The organism is Vibrio furnissii CIP 102972, assembly GCF_000176175.1.
GTDB lineage: Bacteria > Pseudomonadota > Gammaproteobacteria > Enterobacterales > Vibrionaceae > Vibrio > Vibrio furnissii.
Window position 1 is genome coordinate 874,795 of record NZ_ACZP01000013.1, and the last position, 19,879, is coordinate 894,673.

The window sequence follows — 19,879 nt, forward strand, 5'->3', positions numbered from 1 at the left end:
GGATGAACAACTACAAACTGCTGCCTGCGCTGATGGCGCTGCTTGAAACTCGCAATCTCACGGATGCCGCGCGCCGCCTGAACGTGACTCAACCGGCTATGAGTAAGGCGCTGCGCTTGATTCGCGACGAGTTTCAGGATCCGATTCTCATCCGTGATGGCCAGCAGTTTACGTTGACACAGCGGGGCGAACAGCTCAAAGAGCGCCTGCCCGCGTTGCTGTTTCAGCTCGATCAATTGTATTTACCGCCGCAAGCCAATATTCAACATTGCGACCGCTCTTTCCGACTCGCGTTCAACAGTTTCATTTCCATGGATATTCTGCCTGCGCTCTGTGCTGAACTGTATGAGAAGGCCCCGCAAGCGGGCATTCAAACCTCGCTGTGGCAGAATGCACCGCTGAGTGAATTGGGTGAAACCAACTTTGACTTGCTGGGCACATTGGCGGTCACGGTGCCAGAGAATTTGTACGGTAAACGCCTGGCCAGTGACCATTATGTCATTTGCTGCTGTCAGACGAATGAGATCGCCACACACGGCATGTCGATGGAGCACTATTTCTCCGCGCGGCATATTCTGGTCAGTGACTTACATGAAGAGACGCGACAGGTGGATAACTTGTTTCGTCAGCACAAGAAACAACGCCGCATTTTCGCGACGCTCCCTTCCCTTCGCTTGGCTTTGGAGACCGTCATTGGGACACACTGCTTGGTCACGGTGCCGCTGCATATCGCTGCGCAATACGCCAAGCGTTACCCGTTGGCGGTACTGAGTGCGCCGTTTGAATTGGCCACGCACAATTACTACTTATTGTGGCATGCAAAATTCCAAAATGACGATGAGCATCGTTGGTTTCGCGAACTCTGTTTTGCCCATCTGCAACGTGATTTTCAAGCCAAGTTGGCCTTGGGCTCTGCGCTCATCACTTCTTCAAATTGAGCCACACAAACGCGGTTTTTGCCCGCCTTTTTAGCGCGATAAACCGCCGTATCGGCGAGCTTAATCAACGCATGGTGATCGTTCATAAACCCATGGGATTCCGCCACGCCGACACTGATGCTCCCCCGCCAAGGCTCCATGCCCGTAGGCACCAACAGGTTGTTGACTTGCTGACGCGTCAGCTCTGCAATGTGCACGCCGCCATCGAGATCGGTATTAGGACAAATCACCAAAAACTCATCGCCCCCAAGCCGGCACACTAAGTCATCGCTACGAAACGCATGTTTTAACGTATGCGCTAGCGCCATCAACACGCGATCGCCTGCATCATGACCACAACTGTCGTTTACCTGTTTGAAGTAGTCTGCATCAATCATGATGCACACCAGCGGCAACCCTTGCTGCTGTGATTCGTTCCAATACGCTTCCAACTGGCGCATCGCTTTGCGGCGATTGGGTAACGCGGTCAAACTGTCAGTCATCGACAACGCTTCAAGCTGCCGATTCGCTTGCATCAACTGTTGTGTGCGTTCATGCACCTTTTCTTCCAGCGATTGGTTGACGCGAATCAGCTCGCGGTTTCGCTCCGACACCTGTTCAAACAAACCATTTAACGCATTGAGTAACGGCTCCGTCGCGCTGTCTCGTTGCCGTTCTTCTTGCTCATACGCGTGTTGCGCCGAGAGGCCCTGCTCAATCGCTTTGACCTGCCGCGCCATGTTCTGATCGATGCCGAGAATGTGGTAAGCGAGCCAGTGGATCAGGAACTCCAACAATTGCACCGCAGGCCGCTCATCGCTTTCACTGAGGAATGCCTGCATGCTGAAAATCTCCGACATAAAGGTACGATGAACATCAATATGCTCACTCAGGTGCGCCTCAGCGATGCCAACATCACGCATTAACTGCTCTTCTTCTTTGAAATGAAATTCGGCATAGCGCGAGAGTTCAAACAACGCCATACGCACGTCTTGCAATGAGACGTTGTTTTCCGACAGTAACTCGCCATATCGATTAATGAACCCCACCAAATATTGATGCTGTTCATCGACATCATCGATGCCCGTTTCAAAATACCGATCCCATTGGAATGACTTCATATCAAGCAGAGGCTCCGTCGCGTAAAGAATTCACCATCAATGCATAAAACCACAATAAGTGTAATGACTATGCCATAGAAACCACCAATAGGTTGTGAGATAAAGCAGAAAATATGGACGCTTCACTGCGCCAAAGTGAAATAGCCGCCGCCAAAACGGCCTCTCAACATGAAATAAATTACTTTAAAAACAGATAGATAACAAATTTTCATGAAAAATCAACGCCATTGCCCGCGCAGAGGACTCGACCAAAGTATAACGCGCGACAACACATGACATGACGTGTCACACCTAACGAATAAACGATCGTTCAACAGCGTCAACCATCCCTGAACACAAACGAATAGGCCGTGAAAGGCTGCTAAACTCTCTCTATCGCCAACGTGAAGGATGAGGATATGGTGCGTCGACTGTGCATATTAATGTGGCTTTGCAGTTTCAACGCGGCTGCGTGGGAAGCCGAGAAAGTGATGAGTGGCCTGTTGGTGCCTTGGGGAATGAGTTTTGTCTCCAACGATCAACTGCTGGTGACGGAAAGAAATGGCGATATTGTACTGGTGGACCTCAAAACGCAGACCAAAACCTCTCTGCTTCATGTGGCCTCGGTAGCCGCAAACGGCCAAGGCGGCTTGCTCGATGTGGCACTCTCTCCTCATGACCCCACCGTGTTCTACTTCACCTACAGTAAACAACACGATTCCGGCATCGATACCACGCTTGCCATGGCGAATTGGGACGGAAAAACTGTCACGGCGTGGCGAGACGTATTGATCACTGTGTCCAATTCCACCACAACGCGTCACTTCGGTAGCCGCATTGCCTTTGACGCGACCCACCTTTATTTCACTATTGGCGATCGCGGTATGCGCCCGAACGGGCAAGATCGCCGAACCCATGCAGGCAGCGTGTTGCGTTTAAACCTTGATGGGACGACGCCCGATGACAACCCGTTCGCTGGCAATCCCAACGCACAAGCACAGATCTGGAGCTACGGCCATCGCAACCCGCAAGGGTTGTATTACGATGCTCCCAGCCAAACCTTGTGGGAAATTGAACACGGCCCGCGAGGCGGCGATGAAATCAATCTGATTCGTAAAGGCGCCAACTACGGCTGGCCAACCACATCGTATGGTAAAGAATACTGGGGGCCGGTGTCTGTCGGCGACAGTGAAGAAGCGGACGGCATCGACTCCCCAAGGAAAGTGTACATTCCTTCAATCGCCCCCAGCGGCTTATTGCTCTACCGCGGTCAACGCTACCCACAACTCAATGGTAAATTGCTGACGGGCGCCCTCAAGCTCACCCACATCAACGTGATCACGTTGGATGACAACCAGAGCGCCATAGAAGAGACGCGATTGCTAGAGTCACTGAACGAGCGCATTCGCGATATTCGCCGTTCACCCGATGACTGGATCTACTTCTCCACCGACAGCGGTAATATTTATCGCCTCAAGCCGTAAAGTTACAATGCGTAGAAAGCCATATCAGATAATAAATTCCAGATAACAAAAAGCCCGACCATTTCTGACCGGGCTTTCTTTGTTTGGAACGACGCGACCAGCTTGGGCACGAGGTTCGCCCTCTTCGCATGTGCCGGATAACAAAAAACCCGACCATTTCTGATCGGGCTTTTCTTGTTTGGAGCGACGCGACCAGCTTGGGCACGAGGTTCGCCCTCTTCGCATATGCCAGATAGCAAAAAACCCGACCATTTCTGATCGGGCTTTCTTTGTTTGGAGCGACGCGACCAGCTTGGGCACGAGGTTCGCCCTCTTCGCATATGCCAGATAGCAAAAAGCCCGACCCTGTTTGATCGGGCTTTTCTTGTTTGGAGCGACGCGACCAGCTTGGGCACGAGGTTCGCCCTCTTCGCATATGCCAGATAGCAAAAAACCCGACCATTTCTGATCGGGCTTTCTTTGTTTGGAACGACGCGACCAGCTTGGGCACGAGGTTCGCCCTCTTCGCATGTGCCGGATAACAAAAAACCCGACCATTTCTGATCGGGCTTTCTTTGTTTGGAACGACGCGACCAGCTTGGGCACGAGGTTCGCCCTCTTCGCATGTGCCGGATAACAAAAAACCCAACCCTGTTTGATCAAGCTTTTCTTGTTTGGAGCGACGCGACCAGCTTGGGCACGAGGTTCGCCCTCTTCGCATACGCCAGATAGCAAAAAACCCGACCATTTCTGATCGGGCTTTTCTTGTTTGGAGCGACACACGAGGTTCGAACTCGTGACCTCAACCTTGGCAAGGTTGCGCTCTACCAACTGAGCTAGTGTCGCATAAACTATATATTGTAGAGAGATGGTGCCCCGGGCCGGACTTGAACCGGCACGACTCGAAAGTCGAGGGATTTTAAATCCCTTGTGTCTACCAATTTCACCACCAGGGCACGCAAAATTGTTGCGATGGTAACACCATCTAAGCATCGATTAACGATACTCAAATCGAAGTAACACGACCGATTGTCGGTCCTATCACTGTAATTTGGAGCGACACACGAGGTTCGAACTCGTGACCTCAACCTTGGCAAGGTTGCGCTCTACCAACTGAGCTAGTGTCGCAAATGGAGGCGCGTCCCGGAGTCGAACCGAGGTCCACGGATTTGCAATCCGCTGCATGGCCACTCTGCCAACGCGCCTCTGACACTCTTCAAGGCTCACCGCATTGCGGCATTCCTCTGGAGTACGGGATGCATTCTACGGATTCGATGAAATGAGTCAACACAATTTTTTTGATTTTAAATCGTTTGTCTATTTTGCATTCAAAAAGCATTGATTTGCTCAGTTTACTAGCAAAAAAGCTCGATATTTCCACAAGATAACCGAACTCAGACCGTGTATTTCATGGCGAAATACTCGCTTAACCTAAAACAAAAATCGAGAGACAAAAAAACGGGCTTTCGCCCGCTTTTCTATTGATGTTCTTCGCTGAGTAGATCGTCTTTGGCGGCCGCCAAATATTGCACCATTGACCAGTAGGTCAAAATGGTCGCCACGTAAATCGCAGCGTAACCCAGCCAAACCATCCAGTCGTCGTAGCGCCAAATCAGCACCCACAATGCAAACATTTGGGTCAAGGTTTTCACTTTACCGATCCAAGACACAGCAACACTGGCGCGTTTGCCAATTTCCGCCATCCACTCGCGCAGTGCAGAGATGATGATCTCGCGCGCAATCATGGTAACCGCAGGAATGGTGATCCAAATGTTGTGGTAGTACTCAGTAATCAGAATCAGCGCAGTGGCGACCAACACTTTATCGGCAACCGGGTCGATAAACGCACCAAAACGCGACGTCTGCCCGAGTTTTCGCGCCAACATCCCATCCAACCAATCGGTGAACCCTGCAACCCAGAACACCATCGCTGCTGCAAATGGAGCCCAGTGGTAAGGTAAGTAGAAACACACGACAAAGACTGGAATCAGAAAAAGTCGTACTAAAGACAGAATATTGGGAATGTTAAAACGCATATTTTTAGGCTCTTATCGACTGCGCGTTTATGGTGCGGTATTTTTCTTATTGTTTCAATGTTTGATAAATGATTTCTGCTAAAGAATGACTGATGCCCGGCACTTTGGCGATTTCTTCAACAGTTGCACGTTTGAGCTCTTGCAAACCACCCATGTATTTGAGTAACGCCTGACGACGTTTGGGTCCAACCCCTTCAATGCCTTCCAGTGCACTGGTGCGACGCGTTTTACCCCTTTTGGCTCGGTGACCAGCAATCGCGTGGTTATGGCTTTCATCACGAATGTGTTGAATCAAGTGCAGCGCAGGTGCATCACTTGGCAAATGAAATTCATCGCCATCGGTGGTGATCAGCGTTTCCAGACCCGGTTTGCGCGTGACCCCTTTGGCAATACCAATCAGCCGCGGACGCTTCGGCCAATCTTGCCAACACTGCGTCATGATTTCATGTGCGCGGTTCAACTGCCCTTTGCCGCCATCGATAAAGATGATGTCTGGAATTTTGTCGACATCTAACTGCTTGCCGTAACGGCGCTCGAGCACTTGCCCCATCGCCGCATAGTCATCACCACCGGTAATGCCCGTGATGTTGTAGCGACGATATTCCTGCTTGAGCGGGCCTTCTTGGTTAAACACCACGCATGAGGCGATGGTACTCTCCCCCATGGTGTGCGAAATATCGAAACACTCCATGCGAGTAATGTTGTCGATCCCCAACTCATCTTGCAGCGCTTTGAAACGCTGGTTGATGGTCATCTTATGGTTGATCTTGGTGGTGATCGCCGTCAGCGCGTTGGTGTTCGACAGCTTCAAATAGCGCCCACGCGTGCCCGTTGGATTGACGTGGAAGGTGACTTTGCGGCCCGCCAATTGCGTTAAGGCATCCTGCATTGGTTTAGCATCCACCAGCAATCCATCATTCAACAAGATACGGCTTGGCATTGTCCGCGCTTCATTGTGGCTGAGGTAATACTGGCTCAGGAAGCTCTCAAACACCTCTTCTTGCGACGTGTTGTGTGGAATTTTCGGAAAGTGGCTGCGACTGCCAAGGACTTTGCCCTGACGAATCATCAAAATATGGATACAGGCAATGCCCTTTTCCTGCGCAAAACCGAGCACGTCCATGTCGTCCATGCTGTCTTCAGACACGAATTGCTGCTCTTGCACTCGGCGAATGGCATGAATCTGGTCGCGAAACTTCGCCGCATCTTCAAAGCGCAATCCCATGCTGGCTTTTTCCATCTTATCGATGAGGATTTCTAGCACTTGCTTGTCTTTGCCTTGCAAAAACAGGCGCACGTAGTTCACCAGTTCGGCGTATTCGTCATCAGAAATAATGCTGCTGACACAAGGCCCTGCACAACGGCCAATCTGATACATCAGGCACGGGCGTGTTCGGTTGCTGTAAACCGTATCTTCGCATTGACGCACCGGAAAGATCTTCTGAATCAGGTGTAGCGTTTCACGCACCGCCCCGGAATCCGGATACGGGCCGAAGTATTCGCCTTTACGTTTCTTGGCACCACGATGCATCGACAGCCTCGGATGACGATGACCGCTGATGAAAATATACGGGTAGGATTTATCATCCCGCAGTAGCACGTTGTACTTTGGCAGGTACTGCTTGATGTAGTTGTGCTCAAGGATCAGCGCTTCCGTTTCGGTATGCGTGATCGTCACATCGATTTTCTCGATGTGCGTCACCAACGCCCGTGTTTTTTCGCTGTCTATCTTCTTGCGAAAGTAACTGGAAAGACGCTTTTTGAGATCTTTGGCTTTACCGACATAAATAACCTCAGCCTCGGCATTGTACATGCGGTACACGCCGGGCTGATTGGTTACTGTTTTCAGAAAGGAGGTCGAATCAAATGAAGACACTTATAACTTCTCAGTGTCGAGCATTCCGTGTCGAATCGCCAAATGCGTCAGTTCCACATCACCACTGATGTCGAGCTTCGCAAATAGTCGATAACGATAACTGTTGACCGTCTTCGGACTTAAATTCAATTGTTCCGAAATATCAGTCACTTTCTGTCCTTTGGTGATCATCAGCATGATCTGAAGTTCACGTTCGGACAAATCGGCAAATGGGTTTTCGGAGGCGGGTGAAAACTGACTTAACGCCATTTGCTGGGCAATTTCCGGAGAAATATAACGTTGACCACTGTGCACCACACGAATGGCGTTTACCATTTCGTCAGGTGCTGCACCTTTGGTCAAATAGCCCGCGGCTCCGGCTTGCATCACTTTAGTCGGGAACGGGTTCTCTGTATGAACGGTTAAAACGATGATCTTGACGTCAGGATTGAAGCGCAGGATCTTCTTTGTGGCTTCTAAGCCACCAATACCCGGCATGTTCATATCCATCAGTACGACGTCAGCATGTTGGCTACGACACCACTTCACTGCTTCTTCACCGCTATCAGCTTCCCCTGCTACGTTCATTCCACGGACGTCTTCAATAATACGTCGTATCCCTGTGCGAACCAGCTCGTGATCATCTACAAGGAAAACACTTATCAAACTTGTATCTCCACACTTATTAATTGGCTCTGCACCCACTGAGATAGTGGATAGCAGCTTGGCTGCCTTAGTCTAACTTAAATTCGGAATATTTTCTTACTCTGAATATGTGCTCAAACGCAAAGTTTAGCAAGCACTTATTTTTGCTCACCATCACGGATTGAGAATCGATTATTAAATCAACAAGTTAAGAATTATATCAAACCGTTTGCGTCATTTTTATCGCCATCATTCAATAGTTTGAACGGGATCCGGTAACGAATAAAAATTGACTCATTCTCAGCCACTTGGTGAATATTATTCCGGTTAAAAAGCGCGCCAATATGACGAATTATCATGCTGACAAGGCAGATATTCCTGCCATTAATCTCCCCACTTTCAGAATTTTGATATAGTCTCTGCTCAATCAAACAGAATGTTATTAATATCAATACCGGAATAGCGATTTGAGTATTCAGCAAGGCTTCTTATTAACTCGACAAGCGCGTGATATCCAAGGCCAAACCCAGATTGAACTCTGGCTCGCCACCGACCAAGGCCCCACGCAGTTGATCATTCGTGGTGAGCAACCGGTGTTCTTTATTCGCCAGCAGGACATCGATGCAGCGCAGGCGATCGCCCAGCAGCATCAGATCACCGTGGAGATTCGCCCGCTGCCACTGAAATCATTCGACCAAGAACCGCTGGCCGCGTGTTACTGCATTCAAATTCAGCACGCGCAATCTTTGGCCCACCAGTTGGAACAAGCGCAACTGCTGACGCTGGAAGCAGACATTCGCCTTGCCGATCGCTATTTAATGGAGCGCTTTGTCAAAGGCAGCGTCGAATTTACCGGCCACATCACACCTCATGCCGATTACCGTCAAGTGCGCCAGGCGAAATGCCGTCAGGGCGATTACCTGCCCGCGCTGAGCGTGGTGTCATTGGATTTGGAATGTTCCGAGAAAGGTATTCTCTACTCCATCGGGCTCGACAGCCCGCTCGATAGCCGCGTGATCATGATTGGGGAACCGCAAGAAGCCGACACACCGATTCAATGGGTTGCCGATGAATACGCCCTATTGCAGGCGCTGATTGAGTGGTTTGAGCGTTTCGATCCCGACGTGATTATCGGCTGGAATGTGATTGATTTTGACTTTCGCTTGCTGCACAAACGCGCTGAATGGCACAAGATGAAGCTGATGTTGGGGCGCGCCAAACAACCGAGTTTCTTTCGCAGTGCCAGCCAAACGCAACAAGGCTTCATCACCATTCCCGGTCGCGTGGTGCTCGATGGCATCGACACGCTGAAAACCGCCACGTATCACTTCCGTTCTTGGTCACTGGAATCGGTGTCGCAAGAATTACTCGGCGAAGGCAAAGAGATTCACAACGTGCATGACCGAATGGATGAAATCAACCGCATGTACCGTGAAGACAAACCCTCGCTGGCGAAATATAACCTGCAAGATTGCGTGCTGGTGAATAAGATTTTTACCCAGACGCACCTGTTGGATTTCGCCATTGAGCGCTCGCGCCTGACGGGGGTGGAATTGGACCGCATTGGCGGCTCCGTTGCAGCGTTCACCAACCTTTACTTGCCCCAGTTACATCGAGCGGGTTACATAGCACCGAATCTGCACTCCGAAGATTGGCTCGCCAGCCCCGGCGGCTATGTGATGGATTCCATTCCCGGCTTGTACGACTCGGTGTTGGTCCTAGATTTTAAGAGCCTGTATCCGTCGATTATTCGCTCATTTTTGATTGACCCAATGGGGTTGATTGAAGGATTACAACAGCCGCTGGGCAACGCACCCGATCAAGCCGTTCCCGGCTTTCGCGGCGGTCAGTTTCACCGCAGCAAACATTTCCTGCCGCAGATGATCGAAACCTTGTGGGCGGCGCGCGATGTGGCGAAAAAGAACAATGAAAAAGCGTTCTCGCAGGCAATCAAAATCATCATGAACTCGTTTTACGGCGTGCTCGGTTCGTCGGGTTGCCGCTTCTTTGATACCCGTTTGGCCTCCAGTATCACCATGCGCGGACACGAAATCATGAAGCAAACCAAGCAACTGATTGAAGCGCAAGGTTACCAAGTGATTTACGGCGACACCGACTCAACGTTTGTCTCGCTGGGTCGTGAACATGCCCAGCACGATGCCGATGCCATTGGCCAAGGTTTGGTTCAGCACATCAACCAATGGTGGACGAATCACCTGCAGCAGGAATACGCGTTAACCTCAATTTTGGAGCTTGAATATGAAACTCACTATCGCAAGTTTCTGATGCCGACCATCCGCGGCGCAGAAACCGGATCGAAGAAGCGCTACGCGGGTTTGATTGGAGAAGGCGACAAAGAACGCATGGTGTTTAAAGGACTCGAAAGTGCGCGCACCGACTGGACGCCACTGGCACAGCGTTTTCAACACCAACTTTACTGGATGATTTTCCATGGCGAAGCGCCAGATGACTACATTCGTACCACGGTGGAAGCGACGCTGGCTGGCGAATACGACAACGAGTTGGTGTATCAAAAACGCCTGCGCCGCAAACTGCACGAATACCAAAAAAATGTGCCGCCGCAAGTCCGCGCGGCGCGCATGGCCGATGACATTAACGCGCGTCTTGGCCGCCCACTGCAATACCAGAATCGTGGCCTGATTGAGTACTGTATCACCGTGAATGGCCCCGAACCGAAAGAGTACATGAACAGCCCGATGGATTATCAACACTACATCGATAAACAGCTCAAACCGGTTGCCGATGCCATTTTACCGTTCATCGGTCGTCAGTTTGAACAGATCAGCGCGCCTCAGCTCGGCTTGTTCTGAGTAAACCCGCTCGGTTAACCGATACGAAATTCTGTTTTCTCGTACTGTTTCACCAGCCACGGGCCAAAACTATCGAGCAGGCCAATGACCGAGCGTTTGGGAATGACGCGGCCGCTGAGCAGAATCGTCAGCCGTTCCACGTCTTGTTGTTTTTCAGGATGGTAACGTAAAAAGTGCGCGCCACACGCCGCCGGATCGTCAAACCACTGCTTGTCGCGATACATGATCAGCGAATAACTGGCCCGCAGCAGCTTTTTCGCAATCGTCTTTTGTGCCGCGCTCTGCTCGGCCGCATTGCCTGCTTTGGCGATTTTATCGCGGTAGAAGGTTAGCCAGTCGCCCACATCTTGGTTCCAGTGCTTGGCGATTTCCCAGCTCGGTTCGTAATGACCAAAACATTCAGCCAGATCGTCACCGTAGACACAGACGCAGCAGTGGCGCAACATAAATCCCCACGAGAAAATGCTGTCGAGCGTCGCGACATCACTCACCAAGGCCGTTTTGACGGACACATCGGTAATAAAAGGAAAGCTTTTTTGAAAACGCCAACGAATGGTGTTGAGCAGCGTGGTTTTGTTGTCGTCAAAGCCGCGCTTGGTGATCACCACCACATCGAGGTTAGATTCGCCCGGCCGCGCGGTTTTGCGCGCCACGCTGCCATACAAGTAGATACTGTGTAGACGTTCGCCAAGCCCGGCACGCAGAAACTTCACCAAATCGGCAATCGCCGGTTGGTACTCTGGCTGAAAAGGCTGTTGGGGATCGATCACCGGCAAACTCATGGTCAAAAACAATATCCGTTCATGGGGAGACAGCGTTATGTTCGCCCAAGGCTACCGTTGAATCAATACCTTGCCGAATCCGTTGCTGAAGAATTACACATTAAGCGAAAGAACAGCGAGTTTAGTCTCATCTCAGATATTCCTTTTCCCCCACTGCTTTAGTTATAATGCGCCGAATTTAAGAACGAAGGAAATTATTCCATGCCAAAGGCAAGTGAACTGAAAAAAGGTTTTGCGATCGTATCTAACGGCAAAACACTACTGATCAAAGATATCGAAGTGACCACTCCAGGTGGCCGTGGTGGTTCTAAAATCTACAAACTGCGTTGTACTGACCTAACCACAGGTGCACGTGTAGATGAGCGCTACAAATCGGACGATTTCCTGGATACCGTAGACATGAACAAACGCAACATTTCGTTCTCTTACGTAGACGGTGATGAGTGCATCTTCATGGATAACGAAGATTACTCTCAATTCACATTCAAACAAGCTGACATCGAAGACGAGCTGCTGTTCATCACTGAAGAAATTCAAGGTATGCAAGTGGTTCTGGTTGACGGTAAAGCAGTTGCAATCGAACTGCCATCATCGGTAGAAATGGTGATCGAAGAAACTGACCCATCAATCAAAGGCGCGTCAGCTTCTGCACGTACTAAACCAGCTCGTTTCGCAACTGGTCTTGTTGTGCAAGTTCCTGAATACATCGCAACGGGTGAACGCGTGATCGTGAACACCACTGAACGTAAATTCATGAGCCGAGCGTAATTGCATGTCTGATTTAATTTCTTACGACGACGCAATCGACGCCGCTTACGATATTTTCCTCGAAATGGCACCCGACAACCTAGAGCCAGCCGACGTGATTCTGTTCACCGCGCAATTTGATGACCGCGGTGCCGCAGAAATCGTTGAAGTGGGCGATGACTGGGATGAACAGGTTGGTTTTGAAGTCGATAAGGAAGTGTTCACGGAAGTACGCATCGGCCTTGTCAACGAAGAGAACGACGTATTAGATGATGTGTTCGCACGAATGCTCATCAGCCGCGACCCGGATCAGAAAGCTTGCCACATGATGTGGAAACGCGATTAATCTGCTTCAAAAACGCCAGCATCACGCTGGCGTTTTCATTTTCGGTCGGTTACTCAACCCAGGCTATTCCACCAACTGGTACGTAATCACATACAGCTCTTCGATGCCCGGGTAAATATCGCTGATCACTTGCTTTAGTTCATCCAGCATCATGTTCTCCTGCTCAGCGTGATATGCCGTCAACGCCGAGAACTGAACCGGTTCCACACTCTCAATATGCAGGCGGCAGAACCAACGTCCTTCCTCCAGCGTACTCACATCCACTACCGTGCCCGGCTGATAATCTTTTTCACTGGCATCACGAATCGTGATCACTTTCTTGCCCGCCAGAATGTCGCGCTCAAATCGGGCGAAAAACGTCATGGTTGTTGGAGCTGTCATAACACACCTTTTATTCAAATCAATCACACACTGTGGTCGACACAGCGCTGCACCCTCAATTTGCGTAGATACAAATATCGAATACCGCAGCGATTATGCGAGATCGCAGGGGGAAAATCACCAGATTCAACGGCCATATTTCACGATCATGCCTGATTTATCCCCTCCGACGTGCTGATTTCACCACACGTTGACGAAAGCGCGCCCTCAAAAATCAGACCTTGCTAACACCCTGAAGCAAAAACCTCCAGCAGCAATTGCAATTTGTCTTGCAGTTTTAGATTATTTGTATATTCAAATTAATCACGCAGAACACAATGTCCGAATCTCCCCTTTATTTACAGATCAAACACTTCATTCTGGATAACATTGAATCCGGTCGCTGGCCCGTCGGCCATCGCATCGCGACAGAAATGGCATTGACGGAACAGTTCAATGTCAGCCGAATGACGGTCAATAAAGCGATTCGCGACTTGGTGACGGAAGGTAAATTGCAGCGCCGTCCGCGTTTGGGGACCTTCGTTTGCGCGCCGGAAGAGAAAGCTGAATCCCCGCTACTCGATATTCGCAACATCGCCGATGAAGTGGTCAGCCGGGGGAAGCGCTACCACAGTAAAGTGATACAGCAGCAACAGATGATTGCCGACGAAAGCGTCGCGACCAAGTTGGGGGTGATGCTCGGCACGCCGGTGTTTTACAGCGAAATTCTTCATTACGCCAACGATGCGCCGCTGCAACTGGAAGTGCGCTGGGTCAACGCCCGTTATGCGCCCCATTATCTCCAGCAAGATTTCTCGCGCATCACGCCCAATCAATACCTCTCAGAAAACTGTCCGCTCAGCGCGATAGAACACACCGTTGAAGCCATCGTGCCCGATAGCCACATCAAAGCCACGCTGGCGCTCAATCCAAACGAGCCATGCCTGCTGCTCAACCGCCGCACGTGGAGTGGCGATAAGCTGGTCAGCTCTGCCCTGCTCTATCATCCGGGTTCTAAATACAAGCTCACGTCCAAAGTATTGTTGGACGACAATTAAACCTGAAGACCGAAAGCTGATCACATTTTTGCAACATCAACCTTGCCGATGCCCCTCGTTTCCACTATTAATTGTATATACATTTAAATAGACAAATACACTTCACGCTGAAGTGCTCATTGAGTCATGACCGATGCATGACTGACCGAGGGAAACATGGAACTGATTCTGACCAACGCACGCATTGTCAGCATGCAAGCCGGAAGCGCTGGCTACCAACCCAGCGAGCCGATGAACGTGTTGATCCAAAACGGTCAAATGACTGCCATCAGCGCAAAGGCCATCGACGCCGATGCCAAGCGCATTGATTGCAGTGGCAAACTGGTCACGCCTGGACTGATTGATTGCCACACCCACCTGATTTACGCCGGTAACCGTGCGAATGAGTTTGAAATGCGCTTGCAAGGCGTACCGTATCAAACCATCGCGGCGCAAGGGGGCGGCATTATCTCTACGGTCAAAGCGACACGTCGTGCCAGCTTGGATGAGCTGGTTGAATTGGCCCTGCCACGTCTCGATGGCCTGCTAAAAAGCGGCGTGACGTCGGTCGAAGTCAAATCCGGTTACGGCCTGACGCTCAATGACGAAGTGAAAATGCTGCGCGCAGCGAAAGCGCTGGAAAATCACCGCCGGGTCAAAATCACCACGACGCTGCTGGCCGCCCATGCGCTACCACCGGAATACATCGGCCGCGCGGACGACTACATTGCGCACGTCTGTCAAACCATCATTCCGCAAGTTGCGGAAGAAAAACTGGCCACCAGCGTGGACGTCTTCTGTGAATCGGTTGGGTTTAATCTCGCGCAAACTGAGCGTGTCTTTCAGTGCGCCCAAGCACATGGTTTGCAGATCAAAGGTCATACCGAGCAACTGTCGAATCTGGGTGGCACGGCCTTAACCGCCCGTTATCAAGGCTTGTCAGCGGATCATATTGAATACCTCGACGAAGACGGCGTCAAAGCGCTGGCTGAAGCCGGAACTGTCGCCACACTGCTACCGGGTGCGTTTTATTTCCTGCGTGAAACGCAAAAGCCACCGGTTGCGACATTGCGCGCGTATCAGGTGCCGATGGCACTGGCGACCGACATTAACCCGGGCACATCGCCGTTTGCCGACCTAACCTTAATGATGAACATGGGCTGCACACTGTTCGGCCTGACCCCAGAAGAAACTCTGCGTGGCGTTACCGTTCACGCAGCCAAAGCACTGGGCTTTGCAGAAACACGAGGTCAAGTTGCAACAGGCTTTGATGCCGACCTTGCGATTTGGAACATCGACCACCCGGCGGATCTCAGCTATCAGGTTGGCGTTCCTCGTTTACATGCACGAATTGTGGATGGAGCTTTCTGTCATGACTGATTTTCCTCAAACTTCCCATCACTACCAATGGCTTGGTCGTCACGACGCTGAAGATGGCCAACTGGGCACACGGGTTCACCATGTGATGCAATGCCTGCAAGCCAGTGAACTCAGCGGCGAGCAACATGCTGTCTCTCTGGTCGGTTTTGAATGCGATGCCGGTGTAGCGCGCAACAAAGGACGCGTTGGCGCCAGCCAGTCGCCAAACCTGATAAGACAGGCGCTGGCCAACATGGCATGGCATCGCAGCTCAGCGCTCTATGATCTGGGCAACATTCATTGTGACAATGACGCATTGGAACACGCTCAATCGCGCTGCGCACACGTGGTTGCGAAAGCGCTGTCTCATACGCCAGTAATCGTGTTAGGCGGTGGTCACGAAGTCGCATGGGCGACATTTCAAGGCTTGGCTCAGCATCTGCATGCGCAAGGCATCACCCAGCCACGCATCGGCATCATCAACTTCGATGCGCACTTTGACCTGCGTGCCTTTGAATCGGCGCTGGCCCCGGTCAAACCGAGTTCAGGCACACCATTTAATCAGATTCAGCACTACTGCGCCGAGCACAACTGGTGTTTTCACTATGCCTGTCTGGGTGTCAGCCGCGCGAGCAATACCGCCGCCCTGTTTGAACGCGCCGATGAACTGGGCGTGTGGTATGTGGAAGATCGCGCGCTGTCGCAAGCCAACCACATCTATCACATGACGCAGCTGCAACACTTCATCGATGACTGCGATTATCTCTATCTCACCATCGATTTGGACGTGTTCCCCGCCGCGACTGCGCCAGGCGTGAGTGCACCCGCGGCGCGCGGCGTGAGTTTAGAAACGCTGACGCCATATCTCGACCGGATTCTGCACTACAAAAACAAACTCATGATTGCCGATATTGCGGAATACAACCCGACTTACGATATCGACCATCAGACTGCCCGCCTCGCGGCCAGATTGTGTTGGGATATCGCCAACACCATGGCCGAGAAAAATGTGCGCTGATAGTTAGCCACGGGCCAGCCAACGCGAAACAACAAACCCGAAAACGCTCAACGGAAAACGAGCCAAACAAATGAAACACGGCGAATCCTTACCCGACACAACGGGGTTCGCCAACCCAAACATAAAGGAGTCGTAACATGACGCAGCACCACGCTCACGGTACCCGTCTGGACACAAGCCGCACCATTCGTGCACCCCACGGAACCACACTACGCGCCAAATCTTGGCTGACGGAAGCACCATTACGTATGCTGATGAACAACCTTGACCCGGACGTTGCCGAACACCCGCATTCACTGGTGGTGTATGGCGGTATCGGCCGCGCGGCGCGTAACTGGGAATGTTACGACAAAATCGTCGAAGTGCTGGAGCGTCTGGAAGACGACCAAACGCTGGTGGTTCAATCCGGTAAGCCCGTCGGCGTGTTCCCAACACACAAAAACGCCCCCCGCGTGCTGATTGCGAACTCCAACCTGGTTCCCCACTGGGCAAACTGGGAACACTTCAACGAGCTGGATAAACAAGGCCTGATGATGTACGGCCAGATGACGGCGGGCTCTTGGATCTACATCGGTTCTCAGGGCATCGTTCAGGGTACTTACGAAACGTTCGTTGCCGTCGCGAAGAAGCATTTCGACGGCAACGCGAAAGGTCGCTGGGTACTGACCGGCGGTTTGGGCGGCATGGGTGGCGCACAGCCGCTGGCCGCGACCATGGCCGGATTCTCGATGATTGCGGTGGAATGTGACGAGTCACGTATCGACTACCGCCTGCGCACCGGTTACGTAGATAAGAAAGCCACCAGCTTGGATGAAGCACTGGCGATCATTTACGAATCCGATGAGCCAGTCTCAGTTGGCCTGCTGGGCAACGCCGCAGACATTTTCCCCCAACTGATTGAACGCAACATCATTCCTGATGTGGTCACTGACCAAACTTCGGCGCACGATCCGCTGAACGGTTATCTGCCACTGGGCTGGAGCATGGAACACGCAGCAGAAATGCGCAAAGTTGACGAAGCGAAAGTCGTCAAAGCAGCGAAAGCGTCGATGGCGATTCAAGTTCGCGCCATGCTCGAACTGCAAGACCGCGGCGCCGCTACCCTCGACTACGGCAACAACATTCGTCAGATGGCGCTGGAAGAAGGCGTTGAGAATGCCTTTGATTTCCCAGGCTTTGTACCGGCGTACATTCGCCCACTCTTCTGTGAAGGCATCGGTCCTTTCCGCTGGGCGGCCCTATCTGGCGATCCAGAGGATATCTACAAAACGGATCAAAAAGTGAAAGAGCTGATCCCGGATAACCCGCATCTGCACAACTGGCTGGACATGGCGCGCGAACGCATTCACTTCCAAGGTCTACCGGCACGCATCTGTTGGGTCGGTCTGAAAGATCGTGAACGTTTGGGTCAGGCATTCAACGAAATGGTCAAAAATGGCGAACTGAAAGCGCCCATCGTCATCGGTCGAGATCACTTGGACTCCGGCTCCGTCGCCAGCCCGAACCGTGAAACCGAAGGCATGATGGACGGTTCAGACGCCGTGTCTGACTGGCCACTACTGAACGCGCTGCTCAATACCGCAGGCGGTGCGACCTGGGTGTCGTTGCATCACGGTGGCGGCGTCGGCATGGGCTTCTCCCAACACTCCGGTATGGTGATTTGCTGTGACGGCAGTGATGATGCATCACAACGCATTGCACGTGTCTTGCACAACGATCCAGCCACAGGCGTGATGCGTCATGCGGATGCAGGCTACGACATCGCAAAACGCTGTGCCAAAGAACAAAAGCTCGATCTGCCGATGCTGAACGACGAGCTGGCTCAACTGAAGTAAGGACAATGGACATGTTGAATTTAGTCATTAAACCGGGTTCGCTCACGCTGAACCAACTGCGTCAAATCAGCCGCTCACCTGTGACACTGTCACTCGATTCAGCCGCGATTCCTGCCATTGAACAGAGCACGCAGGTTGTCGAGCAAGTGATTGCGGAAGGTCGTACCGTGTACGGCATCAACACCGGTTTTGGATTGTTGGCAAACACCAAGATTGCACCCGAGGATCTGGAAATCCTACAACGCAGTATCGTGTTGTCACACGCTGCCGGTATTGGTGAATTCATGGCCGACGAAACTGTTCGTCTGATGATGGTGCTGAAAATCAACAGTCTGGCCCGCGGCTTCTCAGGCATTCGCTTGGAAGTGCTGGAAGCGCTGATGGCACTGGTTAACAGCGAAGTGTACCCGTGCGTCCCTCAAAAAGGGTCGGTAGGTGCATCAGGTGACTTGGCGCCACTGGCTCACATGAGCACCGTACTACTGGGCGAAGGTCAAGCGCGCCACAAAGGTGAAATTGTTTCAGGCTTACAGGCACTCAAAATCGCCGGTCTAGAACCTGTCACGCTGGCGCCCAAAGAAGGCTTGGCATTGCTAAACGGCACGCAGGCATCGACGGCATTCGCCCTCGAAGGCTTGTTTATGGCGGAAGATTTGTTTGCATCAGCGACCGTGTGCGGCGCCATGTCGGTGGAAGCTGCATTGGGCAGCCGCCGCCCGTTTGATCCGCGTATTCATCGCGTGCGCGGCCATCGCAGCCAAATGGATGCTGCCGCGGCCTATCGTCACCTGCTAGACAGCCAGAGCGAGATTGGCAATTCGCACCAAGGGTGTGAAAAAGTGCAGGATCCTTATTCACTACGCTGCCAACCTCAAGTCATGGGCGCGTGTCTGCAACAAATCCGCAATGCGGCCGAGACTCTGGAAGTCGAAGCCAACTCGGTATCGGACAACCCATTGGTGTTTGCCGACGATGGCGACATCATCTCCGGCGGTAACTTCCATGCCGAACCGGTTGCGATGGCGGCGGACAACCTGGCGCTGGCGATTGCCGAAATCGGCAGCCTGTCTGAGCGTCGTATGGCGCTACTAATCGACAGCGCGCTGAGCAAACTGCCCCCATTCCTGGTTGACAACGGCGGCGTGAACTCCGGTTTTATGATTGCGCAGGTCACTTCAGCGGCGCTGGCGAGCGAAAACAAAACGCTGGCGCACCCCGCGTCAGTGGATAGCCTGCCCACATCCGCCAACCAAGAAGACCACGTTTCCATGGCGACCTTTGCAGGGCGTCGTCTGCGTGAAATGAGCGAAAACACTCGCGGCATTTTGGCGGTGGAATACCTCGCGTCGGCTCAGGGTCTGGACTTCCGTGCGCCAAATAAATCGTCCGCGCGCGTGGAAGAAGCGAAGCAAATTCTGCGCAGTAAAGTGCCGTTCTACGACAAAGACCGCTACTTTGCGCCAGACATCGCCGATGCCAACGAACTGCTGAAGCAGGCGGTGCATAACCACCTGATGCCAGAGCAGATTCTGCCAAGCTTTCAGTAGG

16 protein-coding genes and 4 tRNA genes are annotated in these 19,879 nt (G+C 51.9%); 10 read left to right on the top strand and 10 right to left on the bottom strand.

Annotated elements, in window-relative coordinates:
* The first annotated feature begins 2 nt into the window (after positions 1-2).
* Positions 3-938 (top strand): LysR family transcriptional regulator, encoded by a 936-nt coding sequence (locus VFA_RS08000; RefSeq protein WP_004726212.1) that lies wholly within the window; start codon positions 3-5, stop codon positions 936-938.
* Here the strand turns inward: VFA_RS08000 and VFA_RS08005 are convergent.
* Positions 890-2,038 carry a GGDEF domain-containing protein gene (locus tag VFA_RS08005; RefSeq protein ID WP_004726213.1) on the bottom strand — a complete coding sequence of 383 codons (1,149 nt, stop codon included), beginning with the start codon at positions 2,036-2,038 and terminating at the stop codon, positions 890-892. The two genes, VFA_RS08000 and VFA_RS08005, sit on opposite strands and share 49 nt — an antisense overlap.
* A gap of 398 nt (positions 2,039-2,436) precedes the next feature.
* On the opposite strand from VFA_RS08005, the gene VFA_RS08010 reads away from it, so the two are divergent.
* On the top strand, positions 2,437-3,501 hold the full coding sequence (locus VFA_RS08010) for a PQQ-dependent sugar dehydrogenase (RefSeq protein ID WP_370447157.1): 1,065 nt from the start codon (positions 2,437-2,439) through the stop codon (positions 3,499-3,501).
* 749 nt (positions 3,502-4,250) lie between these two features.
* Here the strand turns inward: VFA_RS08010 and VFA_RS08020 are convergent.
* The 7 genes from VFA_RS08020 to uvrY form a co-directional block, all read right to left on the bottom strand.
* Positions 4,251-4,326: transfer RNA gene (locus VFA_RS08020), tRNA-Gly, on the bottom strand.
* Positions 4,327-4,349: 23 nt separating this feature from the next.
* Positions 4,350-4,436 (bottom strand) — tRNA-Leu (locus VFA_RS08025).
* Between the two features lie 96 nt (positions 4,437-4,532).
* Positions 4,533-4,608 (bottom strand) — tRNA-Gly (locus tag VFA_RS08030).
* A gap of 3 nt (positions 4,609-4,611) precedes the next feature.
* Positions 4,612-4,685 (bottom strand) — tRNA-Cys (locus VFA_RS08035).
* 273 nt (positions 4,686-4,958) lie between these two features.
* Positions 4,959-5,516: a CDP-diacylglycerol--glycerol-3-phosphate 3-phosphatidyltransferase gene (pgsA, locus tag VFA_RS08040; RefSeq protein WP_004726215.1), complete on the bottom strand. Its 558-nt coding sequence runs from the start codon at positions 5,514-5,516 to the stop codon at positions 4,959-4,961.
* Positions 5,517-5,562: 46 nt separating this feature from the next.
* A complete protein-coding gene (uvrC, locus tag VFA_RS08045; protein WP_004726216.1) occupies positions 5,563-7,392 on the bottom strand; it encodes an excinuclease ABC subunit UvrC in 1,830 nt (609 codons plus the stop codon).
* Positions 7,393-8,037, bottom strand: a complete 645-nt coding sequence (gene uvrY / locus VFA_RS08050) for a UvrY/SirA/GacA family response regulator transcription factor (RefSeq protein ID WP_038151245.1) — start codon at positions 8,035-8,037, stop codon at positions 7,393-7,395. It abuts the gene before it with no gap.
* 446 nt (positions 8,038-8,483) lie between these two features.
* Here uvrY and VFA_RS08055 point away from each other — a divergent pair, with 446 nt between their 5' ends.
* Positions 8,484-10,847: a DNA polymerase II gene (locus VFA_RS08055; protein ID WP_004726218.1), complete on the top strand. Its 2,364-nt coding sequence runs from the start codon at positions 8,484-8,486 to the stop codon at positions 10,845-10,847.
* 14 nt (positions 10,848-10,861) lie between these two features.
* Here the strand turns inward: VFA_RS08055 and VFA_RS08060 are convergent, their stop codons facing one another.
* Complete coding sequence (locus tag VFA_RS08060; protein WP_038151446.1) at positions 10,862-11,629, bottom strand: nucleotidyltransferase domain-containing protein; 768 nt, start codon at positions 11,627-11,629, stop codon at positions 10,862-10,864.
* A gap of 201 nt (positions 11,630-11,830) precedes the next feature.
* On the opposite strand from VFA_RS08060, the gene yeiP reads away from it, so the two are divergent.
* Together yeiP and VFA_RS08070 are read left to right on the top strand one after the other, a co-directional pair.
* The gene (gene yeiP, locus VFA_RS08065) at positions 11,831-12,397 is read left to right on the top strand and encodes an elongation factor P-like protein YeiP (protein WP_004726219.1); all 567 of its coding nucleotides are present in this window, start codon (positions 11,831-11,833) and stop codon (positions 12,395-12,397) included.
* A gap of 4 nt (positions 12,398-12,401) precedes the next feature.
* A complete protein-coding gene (locus VFA_RS08070; protein WP_004726220.1) occupies positions 12,402-12,722 on the top strand; it encodes an HI1450 family dsDNA-mimic protein in 321 nt (106 codons plus the stop codon).
* Between the two features lie 63 nt (positions 12,723-12,785).
* Here VFA_RS08070 and yqfB read toward each other — a convergent pair whose 3' ends face one another.
* The gene (gene yqfB, locus VFA_RS08075) at positions 12,786-13,103 is read right to left on the bottom strand and encodes a N(4)-acetylcytidine aminohydrolase (protein ID WP_004726221.1); all 318 of its coding nucleotides are present in this window, start codon (positions 13,101-13,103) and stop codon (positions 12,786-12,788) included.
* Between the two features lie 317 nt (positions 13,104-13,420).
* On the opposite strand from yqfB, the gene hutC reads away from it, so the two are divergent.
* The 5 genes from hutC to hutH all read left to right on the top strand — a co-directional run bounded on the left by hutC (position 13,421) and on the right by hutH (position 19,878).
* Positions 13,421-14,140, top strand: coding sequence for a histidine utilization repressor (gene hutC, locus VFA_RS08080; RefSeq protein ID WP_004726222.1), 720 nt, complete (start codon positions 13,421-13,423; stop codon positions 14,138-14,140).
* Positions 14,141-14,296: 156 nt separating this feature from the next.
* The gene (gene hutI, locus VFA_RS08085) at positions 14,297-15,499 is read left to right on the top strand and encodes an imidazolonepropionase (protein ID WP_004726223.1); all 1,203 of its coding nucleotides are present in this window, start codon (positions 14,297-14,299) and stop codon (positions 15,497-15,499) included.
* A complete protein-coding gene (gene hutG, locus VFA_RS08090) occupies positions 15,492-16,496 on the top strand; it encodes a formimidoylglutamase (protein WP_004726224.1) in 1,005 nt (334 codons plus the stop codon). Before hutI ends, hutG begins: the two co-directional genes overlap by 8 nt.
* 137 nt (positions 16,497-16,633) lie before the next feature.
* Positions 16,634-18,331: a urocanate hydratase gene (gene hutU, locus VFA_RS08095; protein WP_004726225.1), complete on the top strand. Its 1,698-nt coding sequence runs from the start codon at positions 16,634-16,636 to the stop codon at positions 18,329-18,331.
* Between the two features lie 11 nt (positions 18,332-18,342).
* Positions 18,343-19,878, top strand: a complete 1,536-nt coding sequence (gene hutH, locus VFA_RS08100; RefSeq protein WP_004726226.1) for a histidine ammonia-lyase — start codon at positions 18,343-18,345, stop codon at positions 19,876-19,878.
* Position 19,879: the final 1 nt, after the last annotated feature.